Raw genomic sequence first — 16,190 nt, 5'->3', positions numbered from 1 at the left:
TTCAATGTCGTCCTTTTGCAGTGGGTTAAGAAGAAAGCTGTGTGATTAGTTCCAAACAGCAAATAACCATTTATACAATATGAATAGGGGAGAGGATTATTTTGATGAAAAAGCATCGTCAAATTACATGTACAGGTTTAGCCCTTTTAATAACTGGAGGTTCCCTGTTTTATACAACTCCAACCTCAAGTGTAAAAGCGGAGTCCATTCAAAATGTATCTAGTTCGTTACAAACAAGCAACCAAAGAAATCGAAATTCCGTCAAAGAGGCCATGCGGGATACATTGAAACTTGGATATCCAGGGATACTTGCTAAAACTTCTGAGGGTGGAAAAACATGGAGTTATGCGGCTGGTGTAGCTGATCTGAGTAACAAGAAAGCAATGAAAACAGATTTTCGTTTTCGGATTGGCAGCGTGACAAAGACGTTCACTGCAACAGTTGTGCTTCAATTAGCAGGAGAAAACCGCCTAAATCTAGACGATTCTATTGAAAAATGGTTGCCTGGTGTCATTCAAGGGAATGGATATGATGATAAACAAATTACTATCCGGCAATTATTGAATCACACAAGTGGTATCGCTAATTACACAAGGTCAAAGGATTTTAATATGATGGATACAAAAAAATCCTATACTGCTGAAGGATTAGTAAAGATGGGAATATCCATGCCTCCAGATTTTGCTCCAGGAAAGAGCTGGTCGTATTCAAATACAGGATATGTATTACTAGGAATTCTTATTGAAAAAGTAACTGGGAACAGCTATGCGGAAGAGATTGAAAATCGAATTATTGAACCACTTGAATTAGCGAATACATTCTTACCTGGAAATTCAAGCGTCATTCCAGGAACCAAGCATGCCCGTGGATATATCCAATTAGACGGAGCAAGTGAGCCGAAAGATGTTACTTATTATAACCCAAGTATGGGGAGCTCGGCCGGAGATATGATTTCTACAGCTGATGATTTAAACAAATTCTTTTCTTATTTACTTGGGGGCAAATTATTGAAAGAACAGCAACTAAAGCAAATGCTTACAACAGTCCCTACAGGAGTAGATGAGCTTGGCGATTCCGGGCTTGGAATTTTCAAAATGAAGCTTTCAAACGGTGAATCGATATGGGGGCATGGAGGAACCATTCCTGGCTTTTTAACTTTTGCTGGGGGCACACTTGGAGGCAAGCATACATTGGCCGTCAATTTAAACAGTATTAAAGCTGATAGTCCTGATCCTTTTAAAAATATTTTACTTGCTGAATTTAGCAAGTAGGTCAAAGAGGAGAACGGATAAATTTTATCATATTTTCATAGTGGAACAAACAAATGATGAAAACGGTCACTTATCTAAGGAGGTAATTCCGTGATGAAAAATAAGCTAACTGGTGTGTTAGCCACTGCATTAGCGGTAACTATGATTCTACCAACAGGAGTGAAAGCATTTTCTGAAAGTGAGACTACAGTTGTAACTGGTGAAGAAGTAGCTAGTCAGGAACTGAAGAAGATTGCAGCAGAGAAGGCGGAGCTACTTACAAAGTCTTATGAAGCGAATAGCGTGCAGTATGCGCTAATTGATAATGGAAAACTTATTTTGTCGGGTCAGGCTGGCAAGAATGATTTGGAAGGGGAAAAGCCGCTAACCAAAGATACTCAATATGGGATTGGTTCAGTCAGTAAAATGTATGCAACAGCGGCTGTAATGAAATTGGTCGATGAAGGAAAAGTCGATTTAGATGCTCCTGTTGTCCGCTATGTTCCTGATTTTAAGATGAAAGACGGTCGATATAAACGTATTACACCACGTATGTTATTGAACCACTCCTCTGGATTGCAAGGTTCTACGTTAGGTAATGCATTTTTATTTAACGATAATGATACCTATGCCCATGATACCTTGTTACAACAATTGTCAAATCAAAACTTGAAGGCGGACCCTGGTGCTTTCTCGGTATACTGTAACGATGGCTTTACGCTGGCCGAAATTTTGGTGGAAAGAGTTAGTGGTATGGGCTTTACCGAATATCTACATCAAAGCTTTACAGGACCCTTAAAGATGAATTATACGAAAACGCCGCAGGACAAATGGAGGGATGAAAATCGGGCTGGACTATATTTCCCGGCGTACCAAGGACAACTTCCAATTGAATCGGTGAATGTTATTGGTACGGGAGGCATATCTTCTACGGCAGAAGATATGGTGCGATTCTCACAACTATTTATGGGACAGGGAAAAGGAATCCTCTCTGATAAGGTAGTCAAGGCGATGGAGCAAGATGAATATAAAAAAGGAATGTGGCCGGGGGATGGTGATAATATTTTTAACTATGGTCTTGGCTGGGATAGTGTGAAACTATACCCATTCAGTGAATATGGGATCAAAGCTTTGACTAAGGGCGGCGATACGGCACTGCAACATGCTATATTAGTCGTGCTTCCGGAACAGAAAATAGCAGCGGCTGTATTGTCATCTGGTGGACGGAGCTCTACAAATCAACTAATGGCAACTGAATTGCTGCTCGCTACGCTTAAAGAAAAAGGTACTATTAAGGACATCAAGCCGAACAAATCCTTTGGTAAGCCGGTCAAAGTCAAAATGCCTCAAGGCGTAGCAAAGAAAGCAGGATTTTATGGCAATAGCGAAACTCATTTCAAAATTGAAATTACGAAGAACGGTGAACTATTCTTACCATCTAATCCAGAAGAAAAATATGTATATACTGCTGATGGAAGCTTTATTAATGAGGGGGGTACTTCCAAGCTCAACTTCGTAACCGAGAAGAATGGAAGAACTTATTTGAAGGAGAGCGCATATAAATCTCATCCAGGTTTAGGGCAAAGTGTGATGACCCACTATTTAGCTGAGAAATTAGAAGACAACGTGCTTTCGAAGAAAACCGCTGCTGCATGGGCAAAGAGGGAAGGTGTCAAGTTTTATCGTGTAAACGAGAAATTTAGTTCTATTCAATATCTTGTTCAATCGAAACATCTTAGTACTCAAATTACTCGCAAGGAAGGCCCAGCAGGCTATTGGGATGGCAGAAAAATTACAGGTCCGAACACCGCGGTGCATCAGATCCAAGTACCCGTGATGAATGGTCGTGATACGACGGAAACGCATTTCTATACAGAAGGCGGCAATGAATATATGGAGATGGCTGGATTGTTATACGTAAGTGAATCTAATGTAAAACCAATTGATGTAGGCCAATCATCCAAAGTTACGTTGGATGCAAATGGGCATGCGAAATGGTTTACAATTCCACAAGCGGCAACAGACAAAAGGATGACCGTGACGCTGCCATCAAATGGTTCATTTGCGGTGTATGATGAGAAGGGAGTTTGCGTCAACTTTACCATTGTGAGTGGCAATAACAAGGTGGAACTTCCGAAGAACGGAACAATCGTATTCGCTGGGGCACCGAAATCGGAATTTGCAATCTCGGTGAACTAGCTACAATTTAAGATGATCTTAAACAAAACCAGTACGGCACAGAAAAGATGTATTACTGGTTTTGTTTGTATTTATGCATTCTCAATGAAAAAACTTGAATAATATCACGCTCAAACACTATAAAAACATCAAAACTAGAAAATTAGTATCTCTAGAAGATGTACAGTTTTTTGGGAGTTGAATAATTTTAACAGTGTAGAGAGATTAAATTTCTACTCTTTTTCTTCAATTAATAGAAATGTATGTACATACACATTGTATTTTCATTCCATAACTTTTAAAATTTTGTTCACGATAGTTTGATATTGTAAAAAAAGAAAATATGTGGCACGACATCACTTTGTTTTTATACAGCTTTGTAATTAAACTATAGTATTATATTTTTTCTTCATTATTGAAATTAGTAATAATAAAATGTATTATTGAAAAGCACAATTTATAATTCAAGTAATCAAGCATATGTACCTATAATAATTTGAACATTCAGAAATTATAATATTGTCTAAAAACGAGGTGAGATTCATAGAAACAGTACATATTAAGTGGTATGGCATGTATAGTATAAATGACTTTTATAATAGGGAAGAAGCTTCTAAGAAGGGGATATTTGCAATCTCTAGAGTATATGCTAAGAATGTAACATTGCTCTATATAGGACAAACCAAAAGAAGCTTTATACAAAAGATAAGAGAACTTAATAAAGAGTGGACTTTTGATGAGAGCGAATTAAAGATTACATTAGGAATAATAGAATTTCCTAGTGGTGAAATTTACTCTGAAAAGAAGGTAAAAGAGATAAAATCTCTTTTGATTTTACGACATACCCCATTAGAAAACGAAACATCTTTATTATACTATAGAGGGAAATTTAATTTAAAAATTATAAATAAGGGAAGAAGAGGCTTAATTGTTAAAAAGCTTTCTACAGGAGATCTAATGTGGACGTAATTGGAATCACCTTTGAATAAAATTGAAGGTTTCTTAAGTGCAGAAGCTTATCAATTTTTAATGTATTAAACTATTTTGAATAACATATGTCAGATACTTGAAAAAACACAAATTATATTATGATATGAAATCCTGTATGGAAAGTGTAGTTTATTTCTATTGTTTAATAAAAATATTAAGAATTTTAGGGATAATACATAAAGAGTAGAGGAGAAAGTAAAAACGGAGGTTTGAAGAATGGGACAAGTAAGCAGATTTCAAGAAAAACAACAGAATCGTCGTCAAAAGGCAATTTTTAATATTGCATTTACTTTGGTATTAGTGACAGTTGGTATAGTGACATACCAGTTGTTTACCCCTTCTAATACATCAAAGAAAGCAATTGCTCAAGAAAAGAAAGTAACAAAGATAGAAGAGAAGAAAACTGAAGATAAAGAAGCAACAAAGATAGAAGAGAAGAAAACCGAAGATAAAGAAACAGCAAAGATAGAAGAGAAGAAAACTGAAGATAAAGAAATGGCAAAGATAGAAGAGAAGAAAACTGAAGATAAAGAAGCAGCACAGTTAGAAGGGAAACAAAAAGTAGAAAAATCGGTAAAAACGAGCGGAAATGAAAATAAAGAGGAAGAAAAAACGGTATCTCAAGAAAAGGATTCTCAAACTAATCCTTCATGGAAGCCAATTGGTACAGAGCAAGGAGCAAAACCTGAAATGAAATTTAAAGAAGGAACAGTAGATTGGAGTGAGATGAAAAAAGCAATCTCTTATGCTGTTAATGTTCCAGAGAGCCAATTGATTTTCGATTTTATTGGAAATAATGGTAATAATAAAGCCTACGGTAATGTACGAGATAAACAAAGTAATAAAAAATATAAGGTTAATATTGATTGGGTAGAGAATCAAGGGTGGAAACCAGCATCTGTACAAGTGGTAAAATAAAGAATAGAAATGTAATTATATGTTTAAAAGTTTATACTTGTAAAAACTCATAAAAGAGTTTGTTTCAATCAGGACTCTTTTTGTTATGTTGACAGCATTAATTACTCAGGCTCAATTGTGAGATCCTGATGCAGACAAAGTTTGAAGTTTATTAAAATCTACCTGATTTAGTGCTTCGAAAGGTTCAAAATTGCATTTTTAAAGCACTAAATAATTTATGGTACCTTTTGAAATATTTTTGGTCTCATTTCATTAGAAACAATTTCGTCTATATAACTAAAAAATGTATTATAATATCTATTGAACAGATGAATAGGATAACAATTACCTGCTGTTAGCAAGTTGCAGTATATCTAATGAAAAGATCACTTGTTTCTAAGACAAGTGATCTTTTCATATACATTTCCTTTACTTTACTATTTTTGAAATTGAATAGATATTTCAATCTGTGTAATTACAATAGACTTGATTAAAATTAAAACTGCAACAAGGATAATACCGTCCATATTTGTAGTAAGAAATATATATATAATATCTTAATGCAAGGTTGGCCTATATTCTATGAAGATATTAAAAGATTATAGGAAACACTGAGAAACCGGAATTATTTTTATTACAATATTTATGCATATTTAGGTCTAAATAGCTGGGTATTAGCTAAGAAACTTGAGATATTAGACTCCTATTAAGTTAAAAATGGCCTTAAGTATATTTCCCATAAAGAAAATTATGTAAATAAGCTGTCCATATGGGCAGCTTATTGTATTTTTTGGCTTAGCTTGTTTTTTCCGAAGTGCTGGCGCTTCCTCTACAAGTATTCTTGCATTTAAATTATTTTTAATATATTATATTTATATGGTTATATAGAAATGGACGTATACAAAAAGACTCAAATCTATTAATAAGATTTAAGTCCTTTTCAAAGATAAAAAGATTGTACCGAAATGGAATAAAACTTATACTTTTCTTTTTAATATGTATCTAGTAAAAAGACATTTTTCATCAATAAAATTGTATTTTCAATATAAACGGAAGTTTATTTATTTTCAATGATAGGAAATAGTGGGTCTAGAACATAGAGGAACAAGGAAACATATAGAGAAATCTGAAGAACCTGAAAACTATTGTATGTAGTTTGTTCATCTCAAGTACAATAAAAGAGTCTTACCTCTGTAGGCAAGACTCCACTAGTGTAGCTGTATAATATTTACATATCAACTAAAAAACAGAAACCATATAACACCAAGTAGCAGAATCCTAATATTCCTCCTACAGCTAATACTTGTTTAAACCAACTCTTAAATTTTATATTACTGTAAATATCTTGAACTTTTTCCATATTTCCTCCTATTAAGGCGAATCCTTAAAGACTCTCACTTCGTTATGGTACCATTAAAGAATGGCTAATAGAGGTCAAATATTGTCAAAACGTATAAATATGCAATATTGCATACAGAAATGTATTGTTACAAATGTAAGCGTTTACTATAATAAGTGTATAAAGTTTAATCACATCCCAGTACTAACAAAAGAGGAGGAAATAATATGGAAATCGCAATGGCAGTTTTAAAATTTATAGGTGGAGCAATCCCATTAGTTCAAGAGCTTCTAAAAGCATTTATGTAAATTCACTATTTAGCAATTATTTATAAAAATTATCATTCGTATGAGTAAAGCCCCTTTAACAATATTAGGGGGCTTTTTAAATTTCTACATATTTAAGGTTACGTCACATCAATATCAAGTTAAAAGTAAATTTTAAGAATAAACCTATAGAGGATATTTTATAGTGAATCAAGATCCTTTTACAAAGTTGTAGGCATTAAACTCCTACGGCTTTTATTATACTTTATTGAAGTAAAAAGTCTCTTCAGATTATCTCTCCGTTTCAAAAAACTCAATCCACTCCCCATCAGGACCAGCGAAGAATATGTAACGTGTTCCATCTGGTAATGTTTCGATTTCTTCTCCTAGTAAAAAGGTTACTGCGTGTTTCTTTAGTCTCTCGATTTCATCTTCTAATGAATCTACCTTAAAGCATATGTGATGTACTTTTCCTTCTGCTGGCAAGGAAGAATTGTAGCCTTCAATTAATTCGAGTATCGTTTCTTTCGATTCTTCCACACCTAAAAAAGCGAGTTTTAAGTCTGGATTCGGGTGCCCCATACGTTGAAGGAGCTGTAAGCCGACTACTTCTTCATAAAATGAGATAGATGCTTCCAAGTTTGCAACCATAAGTCCTACGTGTTCAATTCTTCTAACTGGCATGTAGATTCCTTCTTTCTGAAAATTATATACAATATATTATTGAAAATTAAGAAAATAAGCAAGATAAAAACCTTACAAATTTTAGCGTGTTGTATGGTATAGTGAGAAAGTATGTTTGGGGAGAAGGAAGGAGATTATACGATGAATACACCTACTCAAACTCCTTCATTATCAGAAACGATGAAAGAGTGGCATTATGCATTAGCATATGAAATTAAACATTGGAAAACGATAGGTGGTAGTAAAATTTCTATCATGAACGGTCGTTTTTTATATACAGATTATGAGAATACAGTGTATGTATTTCAGCTTATTTCGGAAGTAAGCTTACCTGAAGGTTCACCAATTCGAATTGAGTTCGATGGTGAGGAAGCGACAGGAGAAGTATTATCTGTACATGGATTAGAAATAGAACTGAAATTAAATGATTATATACAAGGTGAAATAAGAGAAGCGGTTTTATACAGTGAACCGTGGCAACTTTTAGAGCAACTGCAAGAGCGATTGAAAGAAGCACGTAAAGATAAGCTAAAACGTAATCGTATAAAGCGTCTCGTTGATGGGACGAGCAGTCCGAAACATATTGAGAAGATGAAAAATCCGAAAAATGAACTGGCATATCGCGCATTTTACAATCCGACAACGTACGTATGGGGACCACCTGGAACAGGGAAGTCTTACAATTTATCACGTATTATTTCGGCTCATTATCAAAAAGGAAAATCGGTACTTGTGTTAGCTCATAGTAACGCGGCAGTAGACGTATTAATGAGTGAAGTAACGAAGCAAATTGAAAAGAAAAAGAAATGGACGCCTGGCGAAATTGTTCGTTACGGTTATAGTCAGCATGAACATATACGAAATCATGAAACGTTACTTGCATCGAAATTAGTTGAAACGACGAACGGATCATGGGGTGAGGAAAGACTCTACTTAGAAGAGACACGCCAAGATCTTCGTGAAAAAATCTTATCGTATAAAGCAACATCTGCTGATAAGAAGCGTATACAAGAGATTGAAAGTGAGCTTCGAAAGCAAAAGGCGAAAATTAAAGAAGTAGAAAAAGAATATATTGAAAATGCGAAAGTAATTGGTGCAACTTTATCGAAATGTGCCATTGATTCACTTATTTATGAGCGTACATTCGATTTAGTTGTCGTAGATGAAGTGAGTATGGCGTTCGTTCCGCAAATCGCATTAGCTGCTTCACTTGGGAAACGTATCGTCGTTTGCGGTGACTTTTTACAGTTACCTCCAATTGCGATGGCGAACCATGAACTCGTTCGCAAATGGCTTGGGGAAGATATGTTTTACCATGCTGGGATTGTTGAGTCTGTTAATAAATCAGAAGCACACCCAAACCTATTTATGTTGCAGGAACAAAGACGTATGCATGCGGATATATCGAAGTTTACGAATTCGTTTATTTATAAAAATAGAGTATACGATCATCCGTCTGTTTCAGAGCGTAAAGAACTTGCGCAATTGCAGCCGTTCGCAAATGAAGCGAGTGTTTTATTTGATACGAGCCAAATGGGAGCTTTTTCGTTAAAAGATGCTGCTTCTGGTTCCCGTTTTAACATTATGTCTGGTTTAGTAGCGATGCAAATGATGTTAATCGGATTGTTAGACGGTGTTCAGTCGATTGGTGTTGTGACACCTTACAGGGCGCAGTCACGCTTTTTATCGACGTATATTAGAGAAATGTTGCAGAGAACGAAATATCAAAACATACCAGTTTTAGCGGCGACAGTTCATAAGTTTCAAGGTTCTGAAAGAGATATGATGATCTTTGATACGGTTGACAGTTATCCGCAAGAACGACCTGGCGTGTTATTCTTTGACCATAAAAATCATCGCCTCGTCAATGTAGCAGTGACAAGGGCGAGAGGGAAGTTCATTCAATTATCAGATTGCCATTATATGCGTAAAAATCTTTCTAGAAAACAAGCGTTATCACAATTAACAGCTCATATAGAACGTCACGGAGATGTGTATGATCGCACGACATCAAGACAATTGTGGGAACGGAAAATTTCGAAACGTTTACGCTGGTTTATGGAAATGAATCTTGAAGAGCCGAAAGGGCTATTAAAAGATATTTTAGCCGCAAAACGAAAAATTATTATTTCACTGCCAAGTACGAAACAAGTAGATAAACGAGTATGGCAAGCGTTAATGCGTACAAATGCACAAATAACAGTTTATAGTGATGGACCAGTTCCGCTGAAAAATGTAAAGTTACAAAGACAAAATAAAGCATTCCCATTCTTAGTAATTGATGATGAAATCTTCTGGGCAGGCGCACCGCTTACATCTCAAATGATATTTGAAGGTAGTACGGAATTTCCGTACGTATGTGCAAGACTGCAAGCACCTGAGACAATTGGTGTATTAAAAGGATTTTTAGATATTCGGTAAATTCGGATAGGAATTCCTTGACTTTTACTTGGAATGAACTTAGAATAAAAAATAATTTAATATAATTTTATGAAAATTCTTATCACGAGAGGTGGAGGGACTGGCCCTATGATACCTCGGCAGCGGATTCGTTATGAATACTGTGCCAATTCCAGCAAGGTAACTTGAAAGATAAGAAAGAAGCTCATTTTGACTGTATATACAGAAGCCTCTTTCTATCTTTTAGAAAGAGGCTTTTTTACGTGAAAATAAAAGGAGGAAGAACAATGGGAGCGACAGGAGTAACGTCACAAAGAAAAACAATTGAAGAGAGTATCGAAAGAAATAAGGAAAAGTACATAGAAACAAGTCATGATATTCATGCGAATCCAGAGATTGGTAACCAAGAGTTTTACGCATCTAGGACGTTAAGTTTATTGCTAGGCAGTGCAGGATTTCAGTTGCAGCACAATATAGCTGGACATGAAACGGGGTTTATTGCGCGAAAAAGTTCTGGAAAACAAGGACCGGCAATTGCATTTTTAGCGGAGTACGACGCTTTACCAGGATTAGGCCATGCGTGTGGTCACAATTTAATTGGCACAATTAGCGTTGCAGCAGCAATTGCATTATCAGAAACACTTGAAGAAATTGGCGGGGAAGTTGTCGTGTTTGGTACACCAGCAGAAGAAGGTGGGCCAAATGGTAGCGCGAAATCAAGTTATGTAAAGGCAGGTTTATTTAAAGACATTGATGCGGCGCTTATGATTCATCCGAGCGGAAAAACAGCGACAACGAGTCCTTCACTAGCAGTCGATCCACTTGATTTTCATTTTTACGGAAAAACAGCTCACGCTGCAGCTTCACCAGAAGAAGGGATTAATGCATTAGATGCGGTTATTCAGCTCTATAACGGTATAAACGCACTTCGCCAACAACTTCCGTCAGACGTGAGAATTCATGGCGTCATTACAGAAGGCGGAAAAGCACCTAACATTATTCCTGACTATGCCGCGGCTAGGTTCTTCATCCGTGCAGCAACGCGAAAGAGATGCGCGGAAGTAACAGAAAAAGTAAGAAACATTGCTGAGGGAGCAGCGTTAGCAACAGGTGCAAAAGTAAAAATCCATCAATTCCAAAATGAAATCGATGAATTACTCGTAACAAAAACATATAACGATATCGTAGCGGAAGAACTAGAACTATTAGGTGAAGATGTAAATCGTAAAGAAAGAGTAGGGATTGGTTCAACCGACGCAGGAAACGTCAGCCAAGTTGTGCCGACAATTCATCCGTACATTAAAATTGGTCCAGATGACTTAATTGCGCATACGAATGAATTTAGAGAAGCAGCACGTTCAGAACTAGGAGATAAAGCATTAATTACATCGGCAAAAGCATTAGCGAATACAGCGTATCGATTAATTACAGAAGAAGGGTTGTTAGAGAAGGTGAAGGAGGAGTTTAGGGAGGCACAGAGGAATCAGGGGTAAGGGGATTAAGGCGCTCTTTTCGAAGAGCAATCTAATTAATAAGTAGAGATATAAAAAGAACATTGAAAAATCAATGTTCTTTTTTGTTTGCTAGTCATTGATTTTGTTGGTTTTTCTCAAGAAAGAGAAAATTTTACTGTTAGTGAGGATAATACGTATCCCTTTATTAGAATGACAATTTCTCCTCGAACTCACTCTTTAAAACAATTAAAGGAGATGATAATCCGAATTGCATTAACGAGTCTAAAAACGCAGCGAGGGAATCCATCGAATCGCTCATGACCTTCATCATATAATTAAATTCCCCGCTAATTCGATATAAATCAGTTACTTCAGGAGCGGCATTACAATATTGGATGAAATCAGAGCATTGGCTCGTTTTAAACATGATGAATGCTTGAATGCTTTTATTAATTTTGGAAGGCTCAAATTTCGTTCGGTAAGCCGCTATAACTCCTTGATCTTCAAGTTTATTCATACGCTCCTTTACAGCAGGTTGCGTCATGGATATAATCCGTCCTATTTCTGAAACAGAAATTCTCGCATTTTCATATAACAGGTTCATAATTTTATGATCGATTTCATCCAATTTTACAGCGTTTTGCATTGTGTAGCCTCCTTATTATGTTTTCTAAAGTGAATCACAAATTATAACTATAATATCATAAGTGAACGAACTAAATTACCTATAAATCTGTATTTAAAATGTTTGGTTTTTGCATGAAAATATAAGTATAGGATTTATCAAAAGGGAATTTAGGAAGGTTGGAAATATATGAAGAATCTTGATGGGAAAGTAGCGTTAGTAACAGGGGCGAGTCGAGGAATTGGTCGTGCGATTGCGATGAGATTGGCAAACGACGGTGCATTAGTTGCGATTCACTACGGCCGAAATAAGGCAGCTGCAGATGAAACAATTAGTGAGATTGAATCTAATGGAGGAAAAGCGTTTTTAATTGAAGCAGAACTCAATTCAATGGATGGTGTCAAACAGTTAGTAGAACAATTGAAGAATGAATTACAAATAAGAGTTGGTACATCAGAGATTGATATTTTAGTAAACAATGCAGGGATAGGTACACAAGGGACGATTGAAAATACGACAGAAGAAATTTTTGATGAAATTATGGCCGTAAATATTAAGGCGCCATTCTTTTTAATTCAGCAAACATTACCGTTACTACGAGTAGAAGGGCGCGTTATTAACATTTCATCAGCGGAAGTAAGACTTGGTTTTACAGGGTCCATTGCATACGGTTTAAGTAAAGGTGCACTAAATACGATGACACTTCCTCTAGCTAAACATCTTGGAGAAAGAGGTATAACAGTGAATACAATTATGCCTGGATATACGAAGACAGATATAAATGCGAAATTGCTAGATGATCCGGAAATACGAAATTTTGCTACGAATTCATCTGCGTTCGGACGAATAGGGCAAGTTGAAGATATTGCAGATGTAGTAGCATTCCTTGCTTCTTCTGATAGCCGCTGGGTAACAGGGCAAATTATAGATGTCTCTGGAGGGTTTTGTTTATAGGGGCACTACTCCATAACCAGCAAGCTAATTAAGTAAATTACTAGTTATGAAACGATCCTCGTTTCATAACTAGTAATCTATAGAAAGGTAGGGATGATAAAGAAGTCTATTAAAACGTGATTTTTTGGCTAGGCAACTTGAATAAGGGGGCATTTCTTTTTCTTAAGTTGATGGGTATGTATGGTGACCTCTATTAGACGATAGTGAATTAACAATTTCGGGGTTCAGTTCAACTTTATTCAAAATAAGATTTTTTTGCAGTAAAATCAATGTTAGTGGAACTTTTTTAATCAAACTTTTTTAAAAATTAACATAAATACTTGCAATGTTTAAATTAGTACTATATAGTTCTAGTTATGACAAAGGTAAAATTAATGAATCAAAAACGTGTGATTGAAGTAGCTGCAACATTATTTTTAGAAAAAGGGTTTGCTTATACAAGTATGGATGAATTAGTACGTGTAAGCAAAGTTTCAAAGTCTAATGTGTATTATCACTTTTCTAATAAGGAAGTATTATTAGAAGGGGTCGTTGATTATTGGATTGAAATGTATCAATCTGCAATTGATGACGTACTTTCTCAGAACCAATTTTTAGTTGAAGATCGTATCCAACTGTTTTTAAAGCAATTATCACAAGGAGTTCAGTCGAGAGAGTATAAGGGGAGCTGTCCATTTATTACTCTTTATATTCAAAGTCCTAAACAGGCCACGCAAATAAAAGAAAAAATAGGTCTTTTTTTTACAGGATTACAAAAGAAAGTTTCTCTATTACTTAAACAAGGGGTAGAGAATGGAGAATTTAGAAATACGATTCATATTGATGAGGTTGCATCACTTTTTATTACAAATCTTGAAGGAGCGTTATTTATTTCAGAAACATTGAAGGATGCAACTGTAATCACGAAAACAGCAGATCATTTTTTAAAATTGCTTCGATAAAAGAAGCATTTTTTTTTAATCAAATTAGTACTGATTAGTACTAAAAGGGGGATTTTATATGAGAACAGTATTTTTAACTGGTGGAACAGGCTTTATTGGACAGCAATTAGTGAAAGAATTAGCCAAAGAGGATGTTAAAATTCTTCTTTTAGTAAGGTCGAAAAGTAAAGCAATACGCCTTTTTCAAGAAAGAGGAAACTTAAAAAAGGAAGTTATGCACTTTATTGAAGGTGATTTGACGAAAATAGATTTAGGTCTAAGTGCTGAAGATAAGGAGAGGGTATTGAAAACGGATGTGATTATTCACGCAGGAGGCCCCATGGATATTCAAGCGACAAGTAAAGAGGCAGCTTCCGTATTTTTACATGGTGCCAAACATATTAGTGACTTAGCTAAAAGTATTCATCAATTGAAGGGCTTACAACAATTTATTCATGTTGTAGGTTATATGAGTCCCTTTGATGATAAAAATAGCAAGATTGCAATTGATGTGTTTCAAGAAGGAAATAATTATTTGAAAATAAAAAATCCATATGAGAGAACAAAATTTTTAGCAGATCTTTATATCCGTCAGCAGGCATCAGCAGTAGGTTATCCGCTTTCTGTAATTAATCCGCCAACTGTAGTCGGTAGTAGTAAAACAGGGAGTACAGAGCAGATAGCAGGATTAGGTTTGCTTGTGATGAGTATGCGAAGAGGGCTCATGCCAATGATTCCTGGAGGTAAGGGATATAGGTTACCACTTATTTCAAACGATGAGCTTGCGAAGTTTATTGTGCAGGTTTTCAGATTAGAGCAACCGACTATTCAAACATATACACTTGTTGAAGACAAACAGCACGATCAGAACATTGCTGAGTTATTAAGTATTATGTCAGAAAGTATGAATATGAGGGAACCAAAGATCTCGGTTCCAATGCCGCTTATGAAAACAATTATGAATAGTGGGGTAAGTAAAATAACAAAAATTCCTTCTGATGGACTGAATTTTATTACAAAACGAAAATTTTCAAATGTTTCAGCGAAAAAAATTATGGGAGGGGATTGGTTTAAGAAGACGAGTGTAATGAAATTTCTCCCTGCCGTAGTAGCTGATCTGGATTATCGAATGATAGATCAAAATGGCCAGCATAATCATTTATTTAAACGAACATTATGCGATAACACTACCCTTTACCAATTACAAGGAGAGGGTAAACCGTTTATTTTATTACATGGTTTATTGAGTGATGGAGAGGATTTATTTCCTTTAGCACAAGAGCTTCATGAAAAAACTGGTCAACCTGTATGGATCTTGGATCTTCCAGGTTTGGGACGTTCTCCTTTTAAACGAGAGAAAAATCTTCTAGATATCTATTTGAATGTAGTGAAAAAGTTATTGGAGAAAGCTACTAATGGTGCACATCTAATTGGTCATTCATTCGGTGCATTTATTCTTCTGGAAGCATTGGTACAAGAGTACATAGATAAGAAGTATTCAATCACTTTACTTCAGCCACCTGTTGTTAAAAAAAATGCTAAATCGCTAAATGTTCCTCAATTTATGAACAAATGGAAATTAAAACTGGCAACTACTAATTTCATAGAGCGATATTTATTAAGTAATGGTTTGTTTGAAAGTATAGAGAGCATCCCTGAACATTATATTGAAAAAATAAGGAACAGTTTTACTTCTCCTAGAATTTTAAATACTACGGTTCAGCTTAACAGTTTACTACTGAAAAACGATCAAGGTGATTTCAATGAAGTAACAAAGTATAATCTTCACATTATTTGGGGGGATTATGACAGAGGTTATTCTGCTCCATCGTATCTTGGTAAGGTTGATTTTGTTCCATATGGCCATCATTTTCCTCTTAGCCATCCGAGTGAAACGGCAAGATTAGTAATGAAAAATAGTAATACTAGCAGATGAGAGTTTGGGATAAATAAAAAGTGTGTAGTAAAATCGTTGTGTTTTTGAAATAAAATCGTACTGTGTGGGGGCCCACCCCATCACTATCAGACTAAGAAACGCAAATACCTCAAAACGAAAAAATGAGCATTTTATTACAAGATAGTACAAAATTTCGTTCTGGGGATGCTATAAAATTTTAGCTTGATGGCGATGTGGTGCTACCCCACATCCATCAACTTAAGGATTTAGACTATTCTTAAACTTAAAAGCACGTTACTATTCTCTTATGTTAATGAGAAAGGGTGACGTGTTTTT

At 35.5% G+C, this 16,190-nt stretch carries 12 protein-coding genes, 1 pseudogene and 1 riboswitch; of the genes and pseudogenes, 10 read left to right on the top strand and 3 right to left on the bottom strand.

The features are described from left to right. Positions 1 to 104 precede the first annotated feature (104 nt). The 4 genes from MHH27_RS16335 (at position 105) to MHH27_RS16320 (ending at position 5,336) form a co-directional block, all read left to right on the top strand. Positions 105 to 1,271, top strand: coding sequence for a serine hydrolase domain-containing protein (locus MHH27_RS16335; RefSeq protein WP_072939515.1), 1,167 nt, complete (start codon positions 105 to 107; stop codon positions 1,269 to 1,271). Positions 1,272 to 1,364: 93 nt separating this feature from the next. Then, positions 1,365 to 3,449 carry a serine hydrolase domain-containing protein gene (locus MHH27_RS16330; protein WP_340943356.1) on the top strand — a complete coding sequence of 695 codons (2,085 nt, stop codon included), beginning with the start codon at positions 1,365 to 1,367 and terminating at the stop codon, positions 3,447 to 3,449. A 513-nt stretch (positions 3,450 to 3,962) separates the two neighbouring features. Further along, complete coding sequence (locus tag MHH27_RS16325) at positions 3,963 to 4,397, top strand: hypothetical protein (protein WP_002094078.1); 435 nt, start codon at positions 3,963 to 3,965, stop codon at positions 4,395 to 4,397. Positions 4,398 to 4,634: 237 nt separating this feature from the next. Beyond that, positions 4,635 to 5,336: a YrrS family protein gene (locus tag MHH27_RS16320; protein WP_098508532.1), complete on the top strand. Its 702-nt coding sequence runs from the start codon at positions 4,635 to 4,637 to the stop codon at positions 5,334 to 5,336. 1,207 nt (positions 5,337 to 6,543) lie between these two features. Here MHH27_RS16320 and MHH27_RS16315 read toward each other — a convergent pair. Further along, positions 6,544 to 6,675 carry a hypothetical protein gene (locus MHH27_RS16315; protein ID WP_000416932.1) on the bottom strand — a complete coding sequence of 44 codons (132 nt, stop codon included), beginning with the start codon at positions 6,673 to 6,675 and terminating at the stop codon, positions 6,544 to 6,546. Between the two features lie 99 nt (positions 6,676 to 6,774). On the opposite strand from MHH27_RS16315, the pseudogene MHH27_RS16310 reads away from it, so the two are divergent. Beyond that, positions 6,775 to 6,962, top strand: a pseudogene (locus MHH27_RS16310) (hypothetical protein). 249 nt (positions 6,963 to 7,211) lie between these two features. Here MHH27_RS16310 and MHH27_RS16305 read toward each other — a convergent pair. Continuing rightward, complete coding sequence (locus MHH27_RS16305) at positions 7,212 to 7,604, bottom strand: VOC family protein (RefSeq protein WP_001145271.1); 393 nt, start codon at positions 7,602 to 7,604, stop codon at positions 7,212 to 7,214. Between the two features lie 111 nt (positions 7,605 to 7,715). Here MHH27_RS16305 and MHH27_RS16300 point away from each other — a divergent pair, with 111 nt between their 5' ends. Together MHH27_RS16300 and MHH27_RS16295 are read left to right on the top strand one after the other, a co-directional pair. Further along, positions 7,716 to 10,025, top strand: coding sequence for an AAA domain-containing protein (locus MHH27_RS16300; protein WP_002094077.1), 2,310 nt, complete (start codon positions 7,716 to 7,718; stop codon positions 10,023 to 10,025). A gap of 76 nt (positions 10,026 to 10,101) precedes the next feature. Further along, positions 10,102 to 10,203: riboswitch (SAM riboswitch) on the top strand. An 88-nt stretch (positions 10,204 to 10,291) separates the two neighbouring features. Then, positions 10,292 to 11,497, top strand: a complete 1,206-nt coding sequence (locus MHH27_RS16295; RefSeq protein WP_000501367.1) for a M20 family metallopeptidase — start codon at positions 10,292 to 10,294, stop codon at positions 11,495 to 11,497. Positions 11,498 to 11,663: 166 nt separating this feature from the next. On the opposite strand, the gene MHH27_RS16290 is transcribed toward MHH27_RS16295, so the two are convergent. Further along, positions 11,664 to 12,104, bottom strand: coding sequence for an Lrp/AsnC family transcriptional regulator (locus MHH27_RS16290; RefSeq protein ID WP_065229048.1), 441 nt, complete (start codon positions 12,102 to 12,104; stop codon positions 11,664 to 11,666). A gap of 168 nt (positions 12,105 to 12,272) precedes the next feature. On the opposite strand from MHH27_RS16290, the gene MHH27_RS16285 reads away from it, so the two are divergent. From MHH27_RS16285 to MHH27_RS16275, 3 genes are all read left to right on the top strand, one after another. Beyond that, the gene (locus tag MHH27_RS16285; RefSeq protein ID WP_098284648.1) at positions 12,273 to 13,037 is read left to right on the top strand and encodes an SDR family oxidoreductase; all 765 of its coding nucleotides are present in this window, start codon (positions 12,273 to 12,275) and stop codon (positions 13,035 to 13,037) included. Positions 13,038 to 13,411: 374 nt separating this feature from the next. Continuing rightward, a complete protein-coding gene (locus tag MHH27_RS16280) occupies positions 13,412 to 13,978 on the top strand; it encodes a TetR/AcrR family transcriptional regulator (protein ID WP_001072318.1) in 567 nt (188 codons plus the stop codon). 58 nt (positions 13,979 to 14,036) lie between these two features. Then, entirely contained in the window at positions 14,037 to 15,893 is a 1,857-nt protein-coding gene (locus MHH27_RS16275; protein WP_340943348.1) for an alpha/beta fold hydrolase, read from the top strand. Positions 15,894 to 16,190 lie beyond the last annotated feature (297 nt).

Origin of the sequence: Bacillus sp. FSL L8-0152, from assembly GCF_038006365.1 — a bacterium.
GTDB lineage: Bacteria > Bacillota > Bacilli > Bacillales > Bacillaceae_G > Bacillus_A > Bacillus_A cereus.
Note: the sequence above shows the minus strand (reverse complement) of the source record. Positions and strands in the feature narration are given on the sequence as shown.

Coding starts and splice junctions, on each gene's coding strand:
- MHH27_RS16285 (WP_098284648.1), top strand. CDS start 12,273: ATGAAGAATCTTGATGGGAAAGTAGCGTTAGTAACAGGGGCGAGTCGA.
- MHH27_RS16305 (WP_001145271.1), bottom strand. CDS start 7,604: ATGCCAGTTAGAAGAATTGAACACGTAGGACTTATGGTTGCAAACTTG.
- MHH27_RS16290 (WP_065229048.1), bottom strand. CDS start 12,104: ATGCAAAACGCTGTAAAATTGGATGAAATCGATCATAAAATTATGAAC.
- MHH27_RS16275 (WP_340943348.1), top strand. CDS start 14,037: ATGAGAACAGTATTTTTAACTGGTGGAACAGGCTTTATTGGACAGCAA.
- MHH27_RS16315 (WP_000416932.1), bottom strand. CDS start 6,675: ATGGAAAAAGTTCAAGATATTTACAGTAATATAAAATTTAAGAGTTGG.
- MHH27_RS16335 (WP_072939515.1), top strand. CDS start 105: ATGAAAAAGCATCGTCAAATTACATGTACAGGTTTAGCCCTTTTAATA.
- MHH27_RS16280 (WP_001072318.1), top strand. CDS start 13,412: ATGAATCAAAAACGTGTGATTGAAGTAGCTGCAACATTATTTTTAGAA.
- MHH27_RS16320 (WP_098508532.1), top strand. CDS start 4,635: ATGGGACAAGTAAGCAGATTTCAAGAAAAACAACAGAATCGTCGTCAA.
- MHH27_RS16330 (WP_340943356.1), top strand. CDS start 1,365: ATGAAAAATAAGCTAACTGGTGTGTTAGCCACTGCATTAGCGGTAACT.
- MHH27_RS16295 (WP_000501367.1), top strand. CDS start 10,292: ATGGGAGCGACAGGAGTAACGTCACAAAGAAAAACAATTGAAGAGAGT.
- MHH27_RS16300 (WP_002094077.1), top strand. CDS start 7,716: ATGTTTGGGGAGAAGGAAGGAGATTATACGATGAATACACCTACTCAA.